Source organism: Peptoniphilus stercorisuis (genome assembly GCF_017874395.1).
In the GTDB taxonomy this organism is placed as follows: domain Bacteria; phylum Bacillota; class Clostridia; order Tissierellales; family Peptoniphilaceae; genus Anaerosphaera; species Anaerosphaera stercorisuis.
Genome location: NZ_JAGGLJ010000001.1, coordinates 144,456 through 164,567, shown reverse-complemented (window position 1 = coordinate 164,567; position 20,112 = coordinate 144,456). Strand labels below are relative to the sequence as shown.

At 27.4% G+C, this 20,112-nt stretch carries 17 protein-coding genes; 4 read left to right on the top strand and 13 right to left on the bottom strand.

Translation table 11 applies throughout. The features are described 5' to 3' along the window. Positions 1 to 2: 2 nt before the first annotated feature. The 4 genes from metG to J2Z71_RS00780 all read right to left on the bottom strand — a co-directional run bounded on the left by metG (position 3) and on the right by J2Z71_RS00780 (position 4,254). Positions 3 to 1,985, bottom strand: coding sequence for a methionine--tRNA ligase (metG, locus tag J2Z71_RS00795; protein ID WP_210059946.1), 1,983 nt, complete (start codon positions 1,983 to 1,985; stop codon positions 3 to 5). Positions 1,986 to 2,297: 312 nt separating this feature from the next. Then, the gene (locus J2Z71_RS00790; RefSeq protein WP_210059945.1) at positions 2,298 to 2,741 is read right to left on the bottom strand and encodes a universal stress protein; all 444 of its coding nucleotides are present in this window, start codon (positions 2,739 to 2,741) and stop codon (positions 2,298 to 2,300) included. A gap of 108 nt (positions 2,742 to 2,849) precedes the next feature. After that, a complete protein-coding gene (locus J2Z71_RS00785) occupies positions 2,850 to 3,710 on the bottom strand; it encodes a hypothetical protein (RefSeq protein ID WP_210059944.1) in 861 nt (286 codons plus the stop codon). Continuing rightward, a complete protein-coding gene (locus tag J2Z71_RS00780) occupies positions 3,700 to 4,254 on the bottom strand; it encodes an RNA polymerase sigma factor (RefSeq protein WP_210059943.1) in 555 nt (184 codons plus the stop codon). Before J2Z71_RS00780 ends, J2Z71_RS00785 begins: the two co-directional genes overlap by 11 nt. 197 nt (positions 4,255 to 4,451) lie before the next feature. Between J2Z71_RS00780 and J2Z71_RS00775 the strand changes: the two genes are divergently transcribed. Next, positions 4,452 to 5,759, top strand: coding sequence for a sodium-dependent transporter (locus tag J2Z71_RS00775; protein WP_210059942.1), 1,308 nt, complete (start codon positions 4,452 to 4,454; stop codon positions 5,757 to 5,759). Between the two features lie 62 nt (positions 5,760 to 5,821). Here the strand turns inward: J2Z71_RS00775 and J2Z71_RS00770 are convergent, their stop codons facing one another. From J2Z71_RS00770 to rlmD, 5 genes are all read right to left on the bottom strand, one after another. Further along, a complete protein-coding gene (locus J2Z71_RS00770) occupies positions 5,822 to 6,694 on the bottom strand; it encodes a YitT family protein (protein ID WP_210059941.1) in 873 nt (290 codons plus the stop codon). 115 nt (positions 6,695 to 6,809) lie between these two features. Beyond that, positions 6,810 to 7,676, bottom strand: coding sequence for a YitT family protein (locus J2Z71_RS00765; protein ID WP_210059940.1), 867 nt, complete (start codon positions 7,674 to 7,676; stop codon positions 6,810 to 6,812). Between the two features lie 564 nt (positions 7,677 to 8,240). Continuing rightward, entirely contained in the window at positions 8,241 to 8,951 is a 711-nt protein-coding gene (locus J2Z71_RS00760; protein ID WP_210059939.1) for a heterodisulfide reductase-related iron-sulfur binding cluster, read from the bottom strand. 20 nt (positions 8,952 to 8,971) lie between these two features. Next, positions 8,972 to 9,490, bottom strand: coding sequence for a methylated-DNA--[protein]-cysteine S-methyltransferase (locus J2Z71_RS00755; protein ID WP_210059938.1), 519 nt, complete (start codon positions 9,488 to 9,490; stop codon positions 8,972 to 8,974). A gap of 176 nt (positions 9,491 to 9,666) precedes the next feature. Beyond that, on the bottom strand, positions 9,667 to 10,998 hold the full coding sequence (gene rlmD, locus J2Z71_RS00750; RefSeq protein WP_210059937.1) for a 23S rRNA (uracil(1939)-C(5))-methyltransferase RlmD: 1,332 nt from the start codon (positions 10,996 to 10,998) through the stop codon (positions 9,667 to 9,669). Positions 10,999 to 11,109: 111 nt separating this feature from the next. On the opposite strand from rlmD, the gene J2Z71_RS00745 reads away from it, so the two are divergent. Both J2Z71_RS00745 and J2Z71_RS00740 read left to right on the top strand, forming a co-directional pair. Beyond that, on the top strand, positions 11,110 to 11,946 hold the full coding sequence (locus J2Z71_RS00745) for a polysaccharide deacetylase family protein (protein WP_210059936.1): 837 nt from the start codon (positions 11,110 to 11,112) through the stop codon (positions 11,944 to 11,946). A gap of 4 nt (positions 11,947 to 11,950) precedes the next feature. Continuing rightward, the gene (locus tag J2Z71_RS00740; protein ID WP_210059935.1) at positions 11,951 to 12,322 is read left to right on the top strand and encodes a DUF4180 domain-containing protein; all 372 of its coding nucleotides are present in this window, start codon (positions 11,951 to 11,953) and stop codon (positions 12,320 to 12,322) included. Positions 12,323 to 12,346: 24 nt separating this feature from the next. Here J2Z71_RS00740 and megL read toward each other — a convergent pair whose 3' ends face one another. Together megL and J2Z71_RS00730 are read right to left on the bottom strand one after the other, a co-directional pair. After that, on the bottom strand, positions 12,347 to 13,540 hold the full coding sequence (megL, locus tag J2Z71_RS00735; RefSeq protein ID WP_210059934.1) for a methionine gamma-lyase: 1,194 nt from the start codon (positions 13,538 to 13,540) through the stop codon (positions 12,347 to 12,349). Between the two features lie 122 nt (positions 13,541 to 13,662). Continuing rightward, positions 13,663 to 15,051 carry a Na+/H+ antiporter NhaC family protein gene (locus J2Z71_RS00730; RefSeq protein ID WP_210059933.1) on the bottom strand — a complete coding sequence of 463 codons (1,389 nt, stop codon included), beginning with the start codon at positions 15,049 to 15,051 and terminating at the stop codon, positions 13,663 to 13,665. Between the two features lie 933 nt (positions 15,052 to 15,984). Here J2Z71_RS00730 and J2Z71_RS00725 point away from each other — a divergent pair. Next, entirely contained in the window at positions 15,985 to 17,589 is a 1,605-nt protein-coding gene (locus J2Z71_RS00725) for an alkaline phosphatase (RefSeq protein WP_210059932.1), read from the top strand. A gap of 481 nt (positions 17,590 to 18,070) precedes the next feature. Here the strand turns inward: J2Z71_RS00725 and J2Z71_RS00720 are convergent, their stop codons facing one another. Beyond that, a complete protein-coding gene (locus J2Z71_RS00720; protein ID WP_210059931.1) occupies positions 18,071 to 18,715 on the bottom strand; it encodes a V-type ATP synthase subunit D in 645 nt (214 codons plus the stop codon). Beyond that, positions 18,708 to 20,105: a V-type ATP synthase subunit B gene (locus J2Z71_RS00715; protein ID WP_210059930.1), complete on the bottom strand. Its 1,398-nt coding sequence runs from the start codon at positions 20,103 to 20,105 to the stop codon at positions 18,708 to 18,710. Before J2Z71_RS00715 ends, J2Z71_RS00720 begins: the two co-directional genes overlap by 8 nt. Positions 20,106 to 20,112: the final 7 nt, after the last annotated feature.

The window sequence follows — 20,112 nt, the reverse complement described above, 5'->3', positions numbered from 1 at the left end:
TCCTATGATATTACAGAACCATCTGGTAAGTCTTCATATACTGTTGCTAGAGAGAAGTTTCCATCTTTATCTTCTGCTCCAAGAAGCATTCCCTTAGATTCAATTCCCCTAAATTTCGCAGGTTTTAAATTAGTAAGAACTAGGATTTTTCTTCCAGTTAATTCTTCTTTAGTATAAACATCTTTAATATTTGATACTATAGTTCTTTTTTCATCACCTAATTTTAAGTTTAATAAATATAATCTATCTGCTTTAGGATGGTCTTCCACTGATTCTACAAGTGCAACTTTAATTTCAAGTTTGTCAAAATCATCAATTGTAATTTCTTCTTTTCCACTTGTTTCTTCTTTTTTCTCTTCTTCTACTACTATTGGTTTTTTAGCCCATTTAGCTTTTTCAGCATTTCTCTTTTTAACAAGTTCTTCAGTTTCTGCATTTAGTTTTTCTATTTCTTCATCTACTTTAAGTCTTGGGAATAATACATTTTTAAGTTTAACTTTTGTTCCTGCTTCTAAAAGTCCCCATTTACTTGCATCTTCCCAGTTTATTTCACCTTTAACTCTAATAGATTTTCTAATAACTTTAGAAGTTTTTACTATAAATGGATTTACTAAAATTGAAATAATTCTAAGTGATTCTGCAAGATTATATAATACAGTATCAAGTTTAGCTTTATTTGCTTCATCTTTAGCTAAAATCCAAGGTGTTGTTTCATCTATATATTTATTACATCTTCTTACAAATTTCCAAATTTCTTCAAGTGCAACAGAAAATTGGAAGTGTTCCATTGCAATATCTACTTTTTGTGCAGTTGATACAGCAACATTTATTAAATCTTCATCAAATTCTGTTTTTTCAGTAGCTTCTGGCACATATCCATCATTGTATTTTTCAATCATTGCAATAGATCTAGATACTAAGTTTCCAAGGTCATTTGCAAGATCTGAATTTAATCTATTCATAAATTTCTCTTTATTAAATGAACCATCTGATCCAAAAGAGAACTCACGAAGTAAGAAATATTTTAATGCATCTACTCCATATAATTTAATAATTGGTTCTGGATATACTACATTTCCCTTTGATTTAGACATTTTGTCATTATCAAATAATATCCATCCATGACCAAATATTTTTTCAGGAAGAGGTAGATCAAGTGCCATTAAAAGTGCAGGCCAAATAATTGTATGGAATCTTATAATTTCCTTACCAACTAAATGAACATCTGCTGGCCAGTATTTATTAAACTGCTCTTCATCAGTTCCATATCCAATTGCTGTTAAATAGCAAGATAATGCATCTATCCAAACATATACCACATGTTTATCATCAAAGGGAACTTTAACTCCCCAGTCAAATGATGAACGAGTTACAGATAAATCATCTAATCCTTCTTTTAAGAAGTTATTAACCATTTCGTGTTTTCTTGAATCTGGCTCAATAAACTCTGGATGATCTTCATAATATTTAAGAAGTTTATCTCCATATTTTGAAAGTTTAAAGAAATAAGATTCTTCCTTTTGTAAATGTGTTTCTCTGCCACAATCTGGACAATTATGTCCTTCTAGTAATTGAGCTTCAGTCCAAAAAGATTCACAAGGAGTACAGTAATATCCTTCATACTCATCTTTGTAAATTTCTCCCTTATCATATAGTTTTTGGAATAATTCTTGAACATTTTTCTCATGTTGTGGATCTGTAGAACGAATAAATGCATCATAATCAATATCAAGTTCTTTCCATAATGCTTTTATTGAATCTACAATTTTATCTACATATTCCTTAGGAGAAACTCCTAATTCATTTGCTTTTTCTTCAATTTTTTGACCATGTTCATCTGATCCAGTTGTAAAAAATACATCATATCCTTGTAGCTCTTTGTATCTTTTAATGCAATCTGCTGCAACGGTACAATATGTGTGACCTATATGCAAATTGTCACTTGGATAATAAATAGGTGTAGTTAGATAATATTTTTTAGACATATTTCCCTCCAAATTAAAATATCCTCCGCCAATAACAACGAAGGAACTGCTGTTTACACTTTAGTGCCTGTTTTTTCACAAAATGTATATATGAAAATCGTAAGTGTATTAAGTTAAAAAAATAATATTATTACTTTCTCTAACTTATAGATATAGTAACCTTCCGACTTGTTTAATCTTTATAAAATTATATTATAATATGAAGGTTTTTTCAAGTATTCTAAATGCAAGAAAGAGCCTTAGGGCTCTTCCTCACTATAACAATGAAATTTTACCATTAAGTATAGAGTTAATTAATAATATTTATTATGACTATTCTTCTTTAGCTCCATCTTTAACTACTAAAACGGAAACTTTTGATTGGTTTATAACTTTATTAGATACTGATCCAAGAAAAGTTCTTGAGAAAGCACCAAGTCCACGGTTACCCATAATAATTAAATCTGCATTATGATCTTCTGCAAATTTTACAATTTGATGAGCTGGATTTCCACTTGTGTAGTAAGTTTGAATTTCATAAGGATACTTAATAAGTTCTCTTTCTACATCTGATAAAACATACTCTGCCCTATCAACATTAGCCTTATCCATCTCTAATGTATATGGGAAATTCGTAGGATATTGCTCAAAAACAGTTGTCTCTGGAATAACTGTTAGTATCATAAGTTCAGCTTCAAACTTTTCACCTATTTCACGAGCAAGTACAACTGACTTTTTAGAACTTTTTGAACCATCAATTGGAACTAATATTTTCATTAGCAATCCCTCCTTCTTATATAAAAAATATACCCTTGTTTCAGCTTATTAATCAAGTAAAGCAGTTTTGATTAACAAAAGAGAAGTATCTCTACTTCTCTATTTATCTTATTTATTAAGTTCTAAATTATTATATATTTCAATTAATTCCTTTTCACTTGCACCTTTTTTCATAATACTTACTAAAAGTCCATTAGATTCAAAATCTATTGATCCCTTTGAATAAATAATATCTATTCCATTAATATTTATTTCTTTTATATTTTCTCCACCTGTTTCATAGGCATTTTCTGGAGTTGATATTCTTTCAGATAAAACTATTTTTTCATTTTTATTATTTTCATAAATAAATGTAGCATATTCTGATTTAATATTTTCATCATTTTTAAATCCTTCTGCCTCTACAAAAGTATATTTACTATTTAAAAGTAAAGGTTTAAAAGCTAATGTATTTAAATATTTATCTAAATTATTATACTTTTCTACCATTGCATCACTGTCATTGTCAGAATAATAAGTTGTCTTTCCACTTTGTCCATCTAAGGCAGATCCTGTAATTAATTCACCTTTTTTATTATAAGTTTTCTCACCATATTTTATTTCTTTTAGAATATTTCCATCTTTATCAAAAACTTGTCCTATTGCATCTTCTGGGATTTTTTCTACCATTTCTGATGGATCAATATTTTGTTTTTCTTCAACTACAGAAATTCTTTCTGATGGAATTACTATTTCTTTTACCTTAGTAAAAAATTCTCCAGCAAAGGTATTTGCTGATACTGATACTAATAAAACTCCTGCAATAGCTGCAACTTTAACTCCATTATTCTTCTTTTTATTTTTCATATTATTATAAACCTCTTTTTTTATATCTTCTTTATCATTTTCATCTGACATATAAAGATTATTTAATTTTTCAGTAATATCTAAATCTTTTTCATTAGAGGAAATCTCTTTTTTATTTTTCATAGTAAGCCTCCATTTCACTTCTTAATTTCTTTACTGCTCTGTGATTTATTACACCTACATTTGATACAGAAATATCCATTAAAGAAGCTATTTCAATATTAGTAAGCTCTGCTCCATATTTGTAAGAAATAAGCATCTTTTCTTTTTCTTCTAATTCCTGAACCTTTAATCTTAAATAATCATACTCTTCAAGTTTTTCTATATTATCTTCAACATATTTTTCACTAGAGAAGAAATCTTTAAATTTATCTATAGAAATCATTTTAAATTTATTTTTCTTTCTGTAATAATCATAAATAGTATTTCTAGCAATAGTAAATATCCAAACTGCAAGATGAGATTTCTCTTCATTATAAGTATCTATATTCTTATATATCTTTATGAAAATATTTGATGTAATATCATGAGCATCTTCTTTATTATTTACTCGATAAGAACTAAATTTATATACTCTTTCAAAGAATTCATCATATATTTCATCAAAAAGTTTCTCTTTAGAAAATTCATTATCTAAATTTACAATATTGTTTTTTAAATTTTCCAAATCAAAGACACCTCTTTTCTAATAGCGCTATTTGTCTTGCAATAGTTAATACGTTTGAAAAGACAAAACATTACAAAAAATATTAAAGTTTATAAAATTTTTTTACATTATTTCATAAAAAGCCTAATACTTCAACATTTAAAGTCTTTTTACTGATATAATATTTCTACATTTAAATTTAATTTATGGAGGCTAATATGTCACAAAAAAATGAAGGATTTAGTTCAATCCTAGGATTTATCCTTGTAGCAATAGGGCTTGCCCTTGGTATTGGAAGTTTGTGGCGTTTTCCCTATGTAGTTGGCCAAAATGGTGGAGCACTTTTTATATTAATGTATGTAGCAATTATTTTAGTTATAGGTATTCCATTAATGACAGCTGAAGTTACAATAGGTTTTACAACGCAAAAAACGGCAATAAATGCCTATAAAACTCTTTCTCCAAATTCAAAATGGTACTTAGCAGGTTATTTACATCTTGCTGCAGCTATTGTTATATTAGGTTATACTGCATCAATTTATGCTTGGATTTTAAAATATGTAATTTCAAGTATTTCAGGGGATTTTGTAGGACTTGATACTAAGGGAGTTATAGACTTCTTTGAAGCTTTTAGTTCTAATAAAAAACTTGTACTTATTTATTTTTTAGTTAATTATGCTTTAAATATCTTTGTAATTTTAGGTGGAATTCAAAAGGGTATTGAGAGAATTTCTAAAATTCTTCTACCAGCTCTTTTTGCAATTATGCTTGTTATTATAATAAATGCATTAAAACTTCCTGGATCAAGTGAAGGACTTAAATTTTTATTTAAACCAGATTTTTCAAAATTTACATTTAATTCCCTAATAACTTGTCTTGGACAGGCATTTTTTGCCCTTGGTCTTGCAATGCTTGGATCAATGGTCTTTGGTTCTTATATTAGAAAGCCAAAGGAAAAAATATTTAAATCATCAAGTCTTGTTTGCTCAAGTCTTGTATTTGCAGGAATAGCAGCAGGTCTTATGATACTTCCAATTGTATTTGCAACAGGTCTAAAACCAGAAGAGGGCGTTGCACTTACATTTCTAACTCTTCCAAATGCCTTTAACTTAATAAGTGGCGGAAGATTTTTAAGTATTTTATTTTATTTTGGATTTTATATAGCAGCTTTTACATCAAGTGTTGGAGTACTTGAAGCAATTGTTGGTCTTTTCATAGAAGAATATGATTTATCTCGTGAAAAAGCTATTGCTCTTGCATCTGTATTTATAATTCCAATTGCAATTATTTCTATTTGGTCTAGTAATTTCTTTAACTTTATGGACAAATTACAAAATAATTTTATATTGATAATAGGAGTTCTTGCAATAGCAATATTTACAGGATATGTATGGGGTATTGATAATTGTATTAAGGCTGCAAATATTGAAAATATTTTTGTTCAAAAATGGATGAAAATTTCAATTAAATATATTGCACCAGTTTTAATAATAATAATATTTATTTCACAATTTATAAAATTTTAAAATTAAAGGACAGATATCTGTCCTTTTTTTGCACAAAAAAATAACTGGATAATCCAGTTATTTTAAATTGCTATTTTTTCAAAACCTCTACCACTTATCTCAGCAGTATCTGAAATAGCTATAAAGGCTTTTTTATCTTCTCTTTCAACTAGTTTTTTAACTTGTATTAGTTCTCGTGATGTACATATTAAATAAATAACTTTAACGTCTTTATTTTCATATCCACCTTCACCGTCTAAATAAGTTATTCCCCTAGCTACTTTTTCTTGAATTAAATGTGCTATTTTTTCATTTTTTTCACTTATTATAAATACTTGCTTCTGTCTTCCAACTTTTGTTTGAATTACATCCCCAATTTTAAAGGATAGTGCAAGTGATATAAGTGTATACATTGCCTTATCAGGTGTATAAATAAAAGCACTAGCTCCAATTATAAAGAAATTTACTAATAAAAGAACTTCACCTATTGCAATATTATATTTTTTCTTAAATATGGCTGCTAAAATATCAAATCCACCAGAACTTGCATTATTTTTAAATAATATTCCCACTCCAAGACCTTTTACAATTCCTCCATATATTGCAGCAAGCATTATTTCATTTGTAACTGCAAAACCCTTAGGTGCTAAGCTTTCAAATAATGAAACTGCAACTGAGGATATAAATATTGAAAAAACTGTAAATATTGAAAATTCTTTATCTAAAAATTTAATAGATAAAAACATCAGTGGAACATTTAATAAAAATATTAAAAGTCCAAGAGGAAGTCCAAATAAGTATTCTATCATTATAGCAATACCATTTACTCCTGATGATACCATGAGATTTGGCTTTAAGAAAAACACAATAGAAGCAGCTATTAAGCTATCTCCGATTATGATACTTAGAAACTTTCCTACAACTTCTTTTTTGTCAAAATTGAACTGACCATTCATTTTTTTAAATAGTGACCTCCAAAGTTTTATAAACAATAATTTAAATTAAGAAATTATTTTCTCAATTTAAAACCTATTATATACTATTTAAGAATAAAAGGCCAAGAATTCCTCATTAAATGGCAATTTTTTTAAATCCTCTACCACTTATTTCTGCTGTATCTGATACAGCTATAAATGCTTTTTCGTCTTCATTTTCAACTATATTTTTAACTTTAATAAGTTCTCTTGAAGAACATATTAGATAAATAACTTGTAGGTTTTTATTTTCATAAGCACCTTCTCCATCTAAAAATGTAACTCCTCTTGTAGTTTCTTCTTGAATTAATTTTGCAATTTGTTTATTATGAGAACTTACTATAAATACTTGTTTTTGCTTTCCAACTTTTTGAGCTACAATATCTGAAATTTTAAAAGATAATGTAAGTGCGATCATAGTATACATTGCCTTATCTGGAGAATAAACTATAGCACTTAAAGCTACGATAAATACATTTATTAATAAAAGCATATTTCCAAGGGCTATATTAAAATACTTTTTCATACTTGCAGCTACTATATCAAACCCACCTGCACAGGACTTATTATTAAATACTATTCCAGATCCAATTCCCCTTATAACTCCTCCATATACACAAGCAAGTACTATTTCATTAGTAACTACAAATCCATCAGGCTTTATAAATTCAAAAAATGCAATAGACATAGACAGTGCAAATACTGAAATTATAGTAAGAATTGAAAATTCTAAATCTAAAAACTTAATTGATAAAATTAATAATGGTATATTAAATAACAATATTAATAGTCCCAGTGGAACTCCTGTTATATATTCAATCATAACTGCAAGACCATCTACTCCTGCAGATACCATTTGATTAGGCTTAAATAAAAATACTAGAGCAAAAGCAGCAAGTGCATCTCCTAAAATTATATTAACTACTCTTTTTAAAAATTCACTTCTATCTAAATTTAGTTTCACAACTACCTCCTAATAACATTATTAATAATATTGATATATCTGAGTAGAATTTATGTAAAAAATCAATATTATTAATAATTAAATTTCAATCCTCAATCTTCTTCCCTATTTCCCTTATGTCTTAATCTCAATAAATTATTTAAAATTTTTAAAAGTATTTATAGTATTAATAAAAAACAAATTATTTATTAAATAAAAAAACAAGAGCATAAGCAGAAATAAAATATCTACTAATACACTTGAAAATTTTTTAAAAGGTTTTATTAATTTAAAATTCATCATTACCTTCTAAATAGCAAGTCTTATTATTTAATTAAAATTCATCTTGTCCCTATAATAACTTACTATTATGATAATAGAACCAATACTATATTAAATATTTATTACATTGTCAATTACTTTTCAAAAACATTTTCCCATATTCTTAGTAATTAAATACCAAGACATATTATAACTAATTATTCTACAAAGTAAATAGCTTTTAAGCATTTAAAATTATTTAATTTATCACTAGATTTAAACATAAAAAAAGAAACCCTTTTCAGTTTCTTTTTTTCTAATTTATTAATGATTTTTAATATATTCCATTATCTCATTATGATATTTTTCTAAATCCATTTCCTTAGCATAAGTTTTCTCATTTAAAACTAAATCCATCATATATCTTGGTTTTTTTCCACCATAAGTCATAGACTTTATACAAGATACACAATATACAACTACATCATCACAGGGCATTTGATCTGCTCTTCTTTTTTGAAATTCACGAACTTGTTCTAATGGAAATTTTCCAAATAAATTGTCACCACAACATATTGAATTTGTACCACTAAATTCAGATTCTTCAATTGAAATATTCATCTTTCTAAGAAGACTTCTCAAAGAACTGTGGACTTGAGGTTTTAATCTATAAGAACAAGAATCATGTACAGAAACAGTTAAATCTTCATATTGTGGAAGTTCTAAATCCTCTATTTGATCTAATACTTCCCATAATGAAATAGTATTAATACCTTCATATAGAGATCTAAATCTTCTATCACATCCAGCACAATTATTAATAATTGTAGATCCCTTAGGAAGACCTGGATCATTATGACAACAGATACTATGAAGTTTTACTGGTCCAAAATATTTATTTAAAATTAAAAGCATCTTATCTACTGCTTCTTTATTGTGAAGAGTTAATGCACATCCTGGATTAAAATAGCACTTATCTCTATTTATTTCATCTAAGCTAATACTTTCTAAATACTGAACTTTTTCCTTACTCATTAATACCTCCAAAATATAATTTATTTTTTAAATTTATTTAAATCTAATCCCTCATGCTCTAGAAGCCAAATCTTCTTTTCTACTCCACTTGCATAGCCTGTTAAGCTTCCATTTGATCCAACAACCCTATGACATGGTATTATAATAGAAACTGGATTATGACCTACTGCTCCACCTACAGCTTGTGCTGACATGGACTTTAAATTTCTTTTTTTTGCAATTTTTTTTGCAATTTCTCCATAGCTTATAGTTTCACCATAGGGAATTTCACATAATATCTTCCAAACATCTTTTCTAAATTCTCCTCCAATAGGTCCTAGAGGTATATCATCAATACTTGGATTTTCCTTATTAAAATAACTATCTATCCATTTTTTAGATTTTTTAAATATTTCTAAATCTTCTTTTAATTCCATTTCTTTAAATATAGTATCTCCATGATATTTTTGCCCTTCAAACCAAAGTCCAATTAAGCTATCTCCATCAGATGCAAACTTTATATTACCTAGTGGTGATAAATAATTCATTGTATATATCATATAATCCTCCTAAAATACTTTTAATTTATTAGAATTAAAATTTAAAAAATCATTTTATTTTCATCAATTTATTATAACATATTAAAAGGATTAATTCCCTTAATTTCAAAGATGAAAAGCTTTTTATTATTTTTAAAAAACAATAAAAAAACCTAAGAGAAAAATCTCTTAGATCTTTATTTTTTTATTAAATGACATATCATTTCACAATGACTTGTTCTTGGAAATTGATCAAGTGTCTTTAAATTTTCTATAATATATCCCCTATTTAAAAATTCCTCAATATCCCTTACAAAAGTTACAGGATTACAAGAAATATATAAAAATTCCTCTGGATCAAAATTTATAATATTTTTTATAGCCCTTGGATTTATTCCCTCTCTTGGTGGATCAAGAACAATTATATCTGGATTATATTTTAAATCCTTTACAGCATTAAAAACATCATCACAAATAAATTCTACATTATCTAAATTATTTAACTTTGCATTTTCTCTTGCTGATAAAACAGCATCTTCTACTATTTCAATTCCCAAAGCTTTTTTTGCACTTTGTCCAAAAATTTGAGTAATAGTTCCTGTTCCTGAATACAAATCAAGTAATACCTTATTATCTAAATCACTAATCATATCTTTTGCTAGAGAATATAGAACTCTTGCAGAATCTGTATTTGTTTGGAAAAATGAAAAAGCTGATACTTTAAATTTAAGCCCTAAAATCTCTTCATATATATAATCTCTTCCATATACAGTTTCTACTCTTTCAGGAATAATAGCATCAGATACTGAATTGTTAAAAGTGTGTAATATTCCAACTATTTTTCCGCTTAAATCTAACTTTAATAAATCTTCATAATATCTATTAAAATTAAAATCACTTGATGTAGTTACTAAATTTACTAAAATTTCTCCTATTGAAGATCTTCTAATAACTAGATGTCTCAATGTTCCAGTATGTCTCATTCTATTATATTTCTCAAGCTTTTCATCAAAAAACTCTCTTGTAAATTCTCTTATAATATTAAAATCTTCATTTACAATATTACAATTTGGAGTATTTACAATATCATGGAAATGATTTTTTCTATGAAGTCCTAAAGCTAAAGGACCATCTTTAAACTCATCTCCAAAAGTATATTCCATTTTATTTCTATAAGCTTCATATGTTGGACTTTTTAAAAATTTATAATCCTCAAAATAAATTTCATTTTCATCAAGTAGTTTTTTGATTAAACTTTCTTTATACTCTATTTCCTTATCATAGCTAAAAGTTTGATAAGTACATCCACCACATCTATTAGAATGTTCACAGTAAGAATCTTCTTCTAAATCAGATTTTTCTAATACTTCTACAAGTTTTGCTTTTTTTCCTCTAGTTCTTTTTATTGCAACTTTTTGACCAAGGATTCCACCTTTAAAATCATATTCATAATCTCCATCAATTAATTTACATTTGTTTGGAAATTCAACATCCTTTACAATACCTTCTATTATTTTATTCTTTGCCATATCAGTCTCCTTAAAAACTAATTTTATTATAGAATTAGCTATTTATCAATAATCATTTTAAAATATATACCTCTGTGGTAAAATTTAACTTATAAGTAAAGGGAGGATTTAATGAAACATAAAAAAATATATACTACTATCTTTGTACTTGCATTGATTTTATGTGGTTTTTTATACTTTTGGTTTTTCATAAGAACAGTTGGTGCTAATACTATTCCTGTTATAACTTACCATAGTATACAAGATGAAAACCCTGAAAATAACGAATATATAGTTGAAACTAAAGATTTTGAAAAAATGGTAAAGGGACTATCTGAAGAAAACTTCACATTTTTAGATACTTATTCTCTACTTAATATTATAGAAAATAAAGAAAAACTTCCAAAAAATCCAGTATTAATTACCTTTGATGATGGATATAAGGACAATTATAAAAATGCCTATCCAATTCTTGAAAAATACAATGCAAAAGGAACTATATTTATAATAGGTTCTTATGTTGGATCTAAGGGAAATTATTTAAATTGGGATGAAATTCAGGAAATGGCAGATTCAAATGTAATAGATATACAGTCACATTCTTATAATCTTCATGATCTTTTTGAAGATGGAGAAAATAAGGGAAAAACTTGGCTAAGTGCAAAACTTAAAGATGAAAGTGATGAGCACTACTATGAAAAAATTAAAAATGATTTAATTTGGAATAATAATCTAATCTATGAACACTCTTCAAAGTTCCCAGTAGCTCTTGCCTATCCTGGTGCTATGACTAATGATATTGCCCTTCAAGCTGTTAAAGATTCTGGAATCTCAATTGGCTTTGTTGGTGCAAATAAAAGAGCAAGTAGTCTTGATAATTTAGATAGCTATGAAATAAAAAGATTTCATGTAAAAAATAACTCAAATGTAGAAAATATAATTAGATTTTTACATTCTAATAATAGGTGATTTTTTGGAAAAAGAAATAATAAATATAGACAATAAAGTAATTGTAAATATATATTCTAATAGTGAATATATTTATAATTATAAAAGTGCAATTAAGTTTTTTGACAAAATAGCTTTTAACAATAATTCTAATAATATAATTGTAAATAAAGAAATTTTTTCTAAGAACTTTTTTAAAATATCTAATAATTTATTTAATAGACTTTTTAAATATCTAAATAGAAATAATATAAAAATTGCAATTATTGGAGATTTTTCTATCTATGAAAATGAAGAATTATTAGATTATATTTATAGTATTAATAAAAAAAATTTAGCCTTCTTTTTATATACAAAAGAAGAGGCAATATATTCATTAAAAAAAGGAGACTATTAAGTCTCCTTTTTTAAATATCATAAATTATACTAATTGATCAAGTGATTGTTTTAAATCAGCAATGATATCATCAGCATCTTCAAGACCAATTGATAGACGAATTAGTCCTTCAGCAATTCCTGAAGCTGCTCTTTCTTCTACTGTATATGGTGAGTGAGTCATACTTGCTGGATGTTGAATAAGTGTTTCTGTATCTCCTAGTGATACTGCAACTTTACATAGGTGACATCCATTAAGAAGTTTGATTCCTGCTTCTCTTCCATCTTTAAGTTCAAATGAAATCATAGCTCCTGGAAGCATCATTTGTTTTTTAGCTAGTTCATATTGTGGGAATGATTTTAGTCCTGGGTAGAATACTGCTTCTACTGCTGGATGTCCTTCTAGGAATTCAGCAACTTTCATTGCGTTTGCACAGTGTTTTTCCATTCTGATATCTAGAGTTCTCATTCCTCTTCCTACTAAGAATGCTTCGAAAGGTCCCATAACTGCACCAGTCATGTCTTTTAAGCCTACTCCTCTTATTTCATTAATAAGTTCTTGGCTACCTACTGCAAATCCTGCAATAACATCTCCATGTCCATTTAGGTATTTTGAAGCTGAGTGAACTACAATATCTGCTCCTAGTGGAATAGCTCTTTGTACATATGGAGTTGAATAAGTACAGTCTACTACTAATTTACATCCTTCATTTGCATGAGCAATTTCTGATATTGCTTCAATATCTGAAATGTACATATTTGGGTTTGCTGGAGTTTCAAGATAAACAACTTTTGTGTTTTCTTTCATAGCGTCTTTGAAGTTTTGTGGATCTCTTGGGTCTACAAATGTTACTTCAACACCATATTTTTGGATTCCGTGGCTTAAGAATGCAAATGTACATCCATAAAGAGTTTTTGATGCTACTACATGATCTCCTGCTTTTAGAAGAGTCCATAAAGTTGAAGTTATTGCTCCAATTCCTGATGCTGTAGATATTGCGTCATCTGCTCCTTCAAGGTCTGCAAGTTTCTTTTCAATTACTCTATTTGTAGGGTTTGAAATTCTTGAATAAACATATCCTTCTTCTTCTCCTGCAAATCTTCTTCCACCTTGTTCTGCACTGTCAAATACGAAAGTTGAACTTTGATAAATTGGAGTAGCTAGTGCTCCGTATTTATTGTCTTCATATCCTGCATGTATTTGTCTTGTTGCAAATCCTAAATCTTTAGTGTTTTCCATTGTAAATTCCTCCTAATTTTAATTAACTTTTAACTTTTAACTTTTAAGTAATAACTTTTAATTTTGTCTACCCCATAGTTTTTCGTCCATAGAGTAGACATATATTCACAAAGCTTCTTTAATTAAGCTTTATTTTCTGCTGCTTGTTTTTTTGTTTCAGACATTGGTTGCCATTTTTCAAAATCCCATGGGTTCTTCTTAATATAACCATCTGCAAATGGGAAGAATATTGATGCAATAACTATTATTGTTAGTGCAAATTGATACCATAAAAATGGCATGATATCAAATGGTGAACATTCTCCATTTGTAAATTGAACAGCCATTAAAAGTTGTGCTCCATAAGGTATAAATCCTTGCATTATTGATCCAAATGAGTCAAGTAGTGATGCTGATCTTCTTGGGTCTACTTGGAATTCTTCTGATATATTTCTTGCAATTGGTGCTGCTATTATTATTGCTACTGTATTATTTGCTGTAGCAGCATCTGCTATTGAAGTAATAAGTGCAATACCAACTTCTGCTGATTTTCTTCCCTTAACAAATCCTTTGATTTTATTAAGTAACCAATCAAGTCCACCTGCTTCTTGAACCATAGCAGCAAGTCCACCTATTAACATTGATAGTAAAAATATTTCAAACATTCCTAAGAATCCGTCATAAATAATATTACTACATTCTAAAAGTCCAAATGTTCCATAGTAAAGTCCTATAACACTTGATAAAACTGTTCCAAGAGTAAGTACAACAAATACGTTAACTCCTGCTACTGCAGTTACAAGTACAAATACATATGGTACAACTTTTATAATATTGTATTCTAAGTTTTCAATAACTGGTACAACTTCAGGTCTTCCAAAGATAAGAAGAAGAACTACTGTAATAAGCATAGCTGGAATAGCCATACCAAGGTTTGTTCTGAACTTATCTTTCATTTCAACACCTTGAGTTCTTGTTGCAGCAATTGTTGTATCTGAAATAACTGATAAGTTATCTCCAAACATTGCTCCACCAATTAATGTAGCTATGATAAATGCAATTGGGATATTTGTCTTTTCAGCAAATCCAACTGCTATTGGTCCTATTGCTACTATAGTACCAACACTTGTTCCTGTTGAAATTGAAATGAAACATGCGATAACGAAAATACCAACTGCTATTAAGTTTGGTGGGATTATTGATAATCCTAAGTTAACTGTCGCATCAACACCACCCATTGCAGATGATACTGCTGAAAATGATCCAGCTAATAAGTAAATGATACACATGATAATTATGTTTTCATTACCACAACCCTTAACAAATACGTCAAATTTGTCTTCAATGTTTCCTTTTAAAATTAAAAATGCTACTATAATTCCTAATAAAACTGCTATTGGGGATTTAAATCCATAAAATCCCATTGGATCTCCATTTGCTATAAGCGTTATTCCAATCCCTAAATATGAAACGATAAATACTATAAATGGTATCAGTGCTACTGGATTGGCTTTTCTGTCCTTTCCATTCATTATTAATCCCTCCTATTAAACTCAATCTTAGCTTAACGTTTTCCTAGATGCCCATGATTCCTAAAATGTCAAAACAATATTCGTACAAAAATATTCACAACTATTAACAGCTATGATTATATGCTCCGTTTTTTATTTTGTCAACGTTTTTATGAAATTTTTAATTTTAATCAAAAAACATCTTAGAGGTAGAACCTCTGTCTTTTAGTGAAATATAATTTATTAAAAATACATTTTTTTAATTACTTATATATTTTTAAGTGTTTTTTCTTGTTTTAAATAAATATCTTGGGGTAAATTGTATTATATTATATTTTTTCATTTTTAACAATTCTTTTTATTTGCAAACTCTTTCCTTTTTTTCATTTTATAAAAATTATCCCATTTATAAGATTTATTTTTATTTATTCATAGTTAATATAAGTAATCCATAATAAAGTTATGAAATCATTATCATATTAAAGTGATTTTATATATAGGTTTTGTTTTTTAATCTTTTATATATATTAAACATAAATTTTCATATTTTAATTTTATTAAAGTAAAATACTTTAATTTATTGTATATACCATAATAATTTTTTCGCACAAAAGCTTTCACAAACTATTTATAATTTTTTTAAAGCTATATTTAGAGTATATAATAGAAGGAAGTTGTTCAACTCTAGTTAGAATATTTATTAAAATATCTAATTATAGTAGTTCTCATCTTTTATTGTAATAATAATTTATTATTTCACCTTTTTAAAATTATAAAGTTTTTATCTATAATTAATTTTATTGTCACTACATAAAAAAGTTTTATTTAATACTATCTTATAAACCTTATTTATATTCTCATATAATCTATTCTTTAAAATCACAAAGTATTTACATATAAAAAATCTTCCTTTTACTTTGCTTTGATAAGATCTATTTAGAAAAGGAGGAAATTATGAAAAATTTCAAAAAAAATCTTAGTATATTTCTATTGTTAATTATTTTATTCTCAACAAATACTTTTGCACAGTCTAATAATACAGCTAAAAATGTAATTGTTATGATTCCCGATGGTATGAGTGTAGAGGCTCTTAGTTTTGCTAGATGGATGACAGAGGATAATAAGTTTACTATTGATGATTTAGCAACAGGACTTGTAAGAACAAATAATTCAAATACTCCAATTGCAGATTCTGCTCCTGCTGGAACAGCTATGGCAACAGGTATTAAAACTATATCTCCCTATATAGGAAGCTATCCCCTAACTTCAACTATGCCAGGTAGTGATAATTTTAATAAAAATAAAATTAATTTTCCCGTTGCCAATGTTTTAGAAGGAGCAAATAGACTTAATAAATCTACTGGAATTATATCCACCTCTAATATTCAGCATGCAACTCCTGCTGATTTTTCAGCACATCATCTAGATAGAAATGCCTATGAAGAAATTGCAGAACAACAAGTTTACCAAAATATTGATATTGTCCTTGGTGCAGGTTCTAAATATCTAGAAAAAAGCATTAGAAAAGACAAAGAAGATCTCATAAAGGAAATCAAATCTAGAGGATATGATTATATTACAAATACTCAAGAACTTAAAAATTCTAAATCCGATAAAATTTGGGGCTCTTTTAATGAAGAGTCTATGTCCTATGACTTAGATAGAGATGAAAAAGTTGAACCTTCTTTAGCTGAAATGACAGAAAAAGCACTAGATGTTTTATCTAAAAATAATAATGGACTATTTTTAATGGTTGAAGGATCGGAAATTGATTGGGCAGCCCATGCAAATGATCCAATTGCTCTTAAGTCTGATATTTTAGCTTTTGATAAGGCAGTTAAAGTTGCTAAAGATTTTGCAGATAAAAATCCAAATACTATTTTATTAATCGCTTCTGACCATGGTACTGGTGGTATTACTTTTGGAAATAATAATATTTCAAAGGGATATGATAAAGTTCCCCTAGATGAATTTACAAAAATCATTAAAGATGCAAAAATAACTTCAACAAAACTTACAAAGCAAATAAATAAAGATAAATCTAATATTTCAAATCTATTAGAAGAACATTATAATATTAAGGATTTAAGTACTTTAGAAATTGAAGAAATTAAAAACTCTAAAAGTATGGAAAACACAATTAATAAAATTATAAGTAATAGATCAAATATTGCTTGGACTACTGAAGGACATGTTGGAGGAGATGTTGCTCTTTACTGTTACTCTACAAATGAAAATATAAAACCACTATCAGGTACAGTACACAATTCCGATATTGGAAAATACCTTGCTCAAATTCAAAATATAGATCTTGATAAACTTTCAAAAGAGCTATATATTCCTGCAAGAAAATCTTTTGAAGATAAAGGAGCAAAAGTAGAATTTATATCTTCTCCTAATCAAATTTTAAAAGTTACTAAAGATAATACTTATATTGAGTTTTTTGTTAATAAAAACTACTGTATTATAAATGGAAAGAAAAAAACTTTAAGTGGTCTTATTGTATTTAATGGTGAAAAAGTCTTTATACCAAAAGATGCACTTTCTCTTATTAATTAATCTCTTTACTTGGGGAGAAAACTCCCCAATACATAATGGTTATTTAAATTTGTTTTTTCTTATTATAATAATTTTTTCACATAAAACCCTAACTTAATTATTTGTATTTTAAATAGTATCATATTTACACTATATAATAGAAGGAAGTTGTCTAAAAATATTTCAAAAACTGATTAAAAGCTCTTATTAAAGTCCTTATATAATATTTCTATAATAAAAAATTATTATCTATTATTTTTAAAATTACATACTATTTACATATTATTAATAATATGTTTACTAAGTTTTATTAAAATATAATTAAGATATAAAATACTGTTTTATTTATAGAAAGGAGTTTTATTATGAGATACATTAAAAATAATTTTATCTTAGTTTTTATCTCTCTTTATATATTAATGTTACTTTTTATTAATTCTAAACTTTTTGAATTTTTATAAATATTTAATTTCCCATAAAAAAAAGACTTAAAAATAAAATTTTAAGTCTGATTTTCTTTTTCTAACTCTTGTTTTTCTTTTCTATCTTTTACTTTTTTAAGTCTGAAAAAATCCTCTCTTTCCTTTTCAGCTAATATATTTTCAATTTCATTTACAATATCTGTATATTTAGGAATTTGAATTTTATCTAAGGCATTTGCTCTTTTTTGAGTTTTCTTTATCTCTTGTGCAAGTCTAAATACAGATGTCTCAACTTGAGCAAGTTCATATATTAAATACTCAATATTTATCATATCAACTGTTGCCTCATCAAAGGCTGTTGTTGTTTTATGAATTGAATATTCAGTTTTTAATCCTTCTTTTTCATATTTAATTTCAGGGATTTCAACTCCCATTACAGATCTTGAAATAATTTCATATTCCTTCTCTTTAGGAGTTGATTTTGCAATTTCATACATTGACTCAGATCCCATTGTAATAGTTGCATCTTCTAGGGCTGTGTAAGATTCTTCAAAAGTTTTTTCTATTACTTCTTGAAGTTTCATTGCCCTTTTATTTAGATCCATCATTTCTTTTATTAAAACAGTTCTTTTTTTGTCTAATAAATCATATCCTTTTTTTGCAAAGTTTAAAGCTGATTTTGTAGCTATTAAATTCGCTTTTGTCGGTACAATTTTTTTAGCCATTGTTAATCACAGCCTTATTTAAATATTTCTCCCTTAATTTTGGATCAATTCTATCTAAGCTGTCCTCTGGAAGAAGTTTTAAAAGTTCCCATCCAAGATCTAGTGTTTCATTTATATCTCTATTTTCATCAAATTTTTGAGTTAAAAATCTCTTTTCAAATTCTTCTCCAAATTTTAATATTTTTCTATCATTTTCAGATAAGTCCTCTGCTCCAATGATTTGTGCAAGAGATCTTACTTCTTGAACTCTTGAATAAGATGCAAAAAGTTGTGATGACAAGTCTGAATGATCTTCTCTTGTAAATCCATCTCCTATTCCATCTTTCATAAGTCTTGAAAGTGATGGAAGTACATTTATTGGTGGATAAATTCCAGATTGATTTAAATCTCTTGATAATACAATTTGACCTTCTGTAATATATCCTGTTAAATCTGGAATTGGATGAGTTATATCATCATTTGGCATAGTTAGTATTGGAATAAGTGTAACAGATCCATCTATTTCTTTAATCATTCCTGCTCTTTCATAAAGCATTGCAAGATCAGAATATAAATGTCCTGGGTATCCCTTTCTTGATGGAACTTCTTCTCTTGAAGATGATACTTCACGAAGTGCTTCTCCATAGGAAGTAATATCTGTCATTATTACAAGTACATGTTTATGTTCTTCATAGGCAAGATATTCTGCAGCAGTTAGCGCACATTTTGGCACTATAAGTCTTTCCATAATTGGATCATCTGCATAATTTATATACATTGCTACTTTTTCTGTTACTCCTGCATTTTTAAATGCTTCTCTAAAATAGTCTGCATCATCGTGTTTTACTCCAATTGCAGCAAAAACTATTGCAAAATTATCCTCTTCATCATTTGCAGAAATTTTAGCTTGTCTTACTATTTGTGCTGCAAGTTCATTATGAGGAAGTCCAGATCCTGAAAATATTGGAAGTTTTTGTCCACGAATAAGTGTCATCAAACAGTCTATTGAAGATATTCCTGTTTGAATAAAGTTTCTTGGATATTCTCTTGCAACGGGATTTATAGGCCTTCCATTTACATTATAAAATTTATTAGAATAAATATCTCCGCCCTTATCTATTGGCCTACCAATTCCATCAAATACCCTTCCTAAAATTCTATTTGAAAGTGGTATTTCAAAGGGCCTTGCTTCAAAGGTAATTTTAGTATTATTTGTAGAAACTCCAAGATTTTCACCAAAAACTTGAATTGTTGCTGAATCTCCATCTATTTTTACTACTTGGCCTACCATTTCACTATTAGAATCTGTTGATTTTATTTTTACTACTTCATCATAGGCCACTCGGTGCAAGTTTGAAAGTTCAATTAAAGATCCTTCTACTTGATCTAATAATAAATATTCTTTTTTCATCTTATCA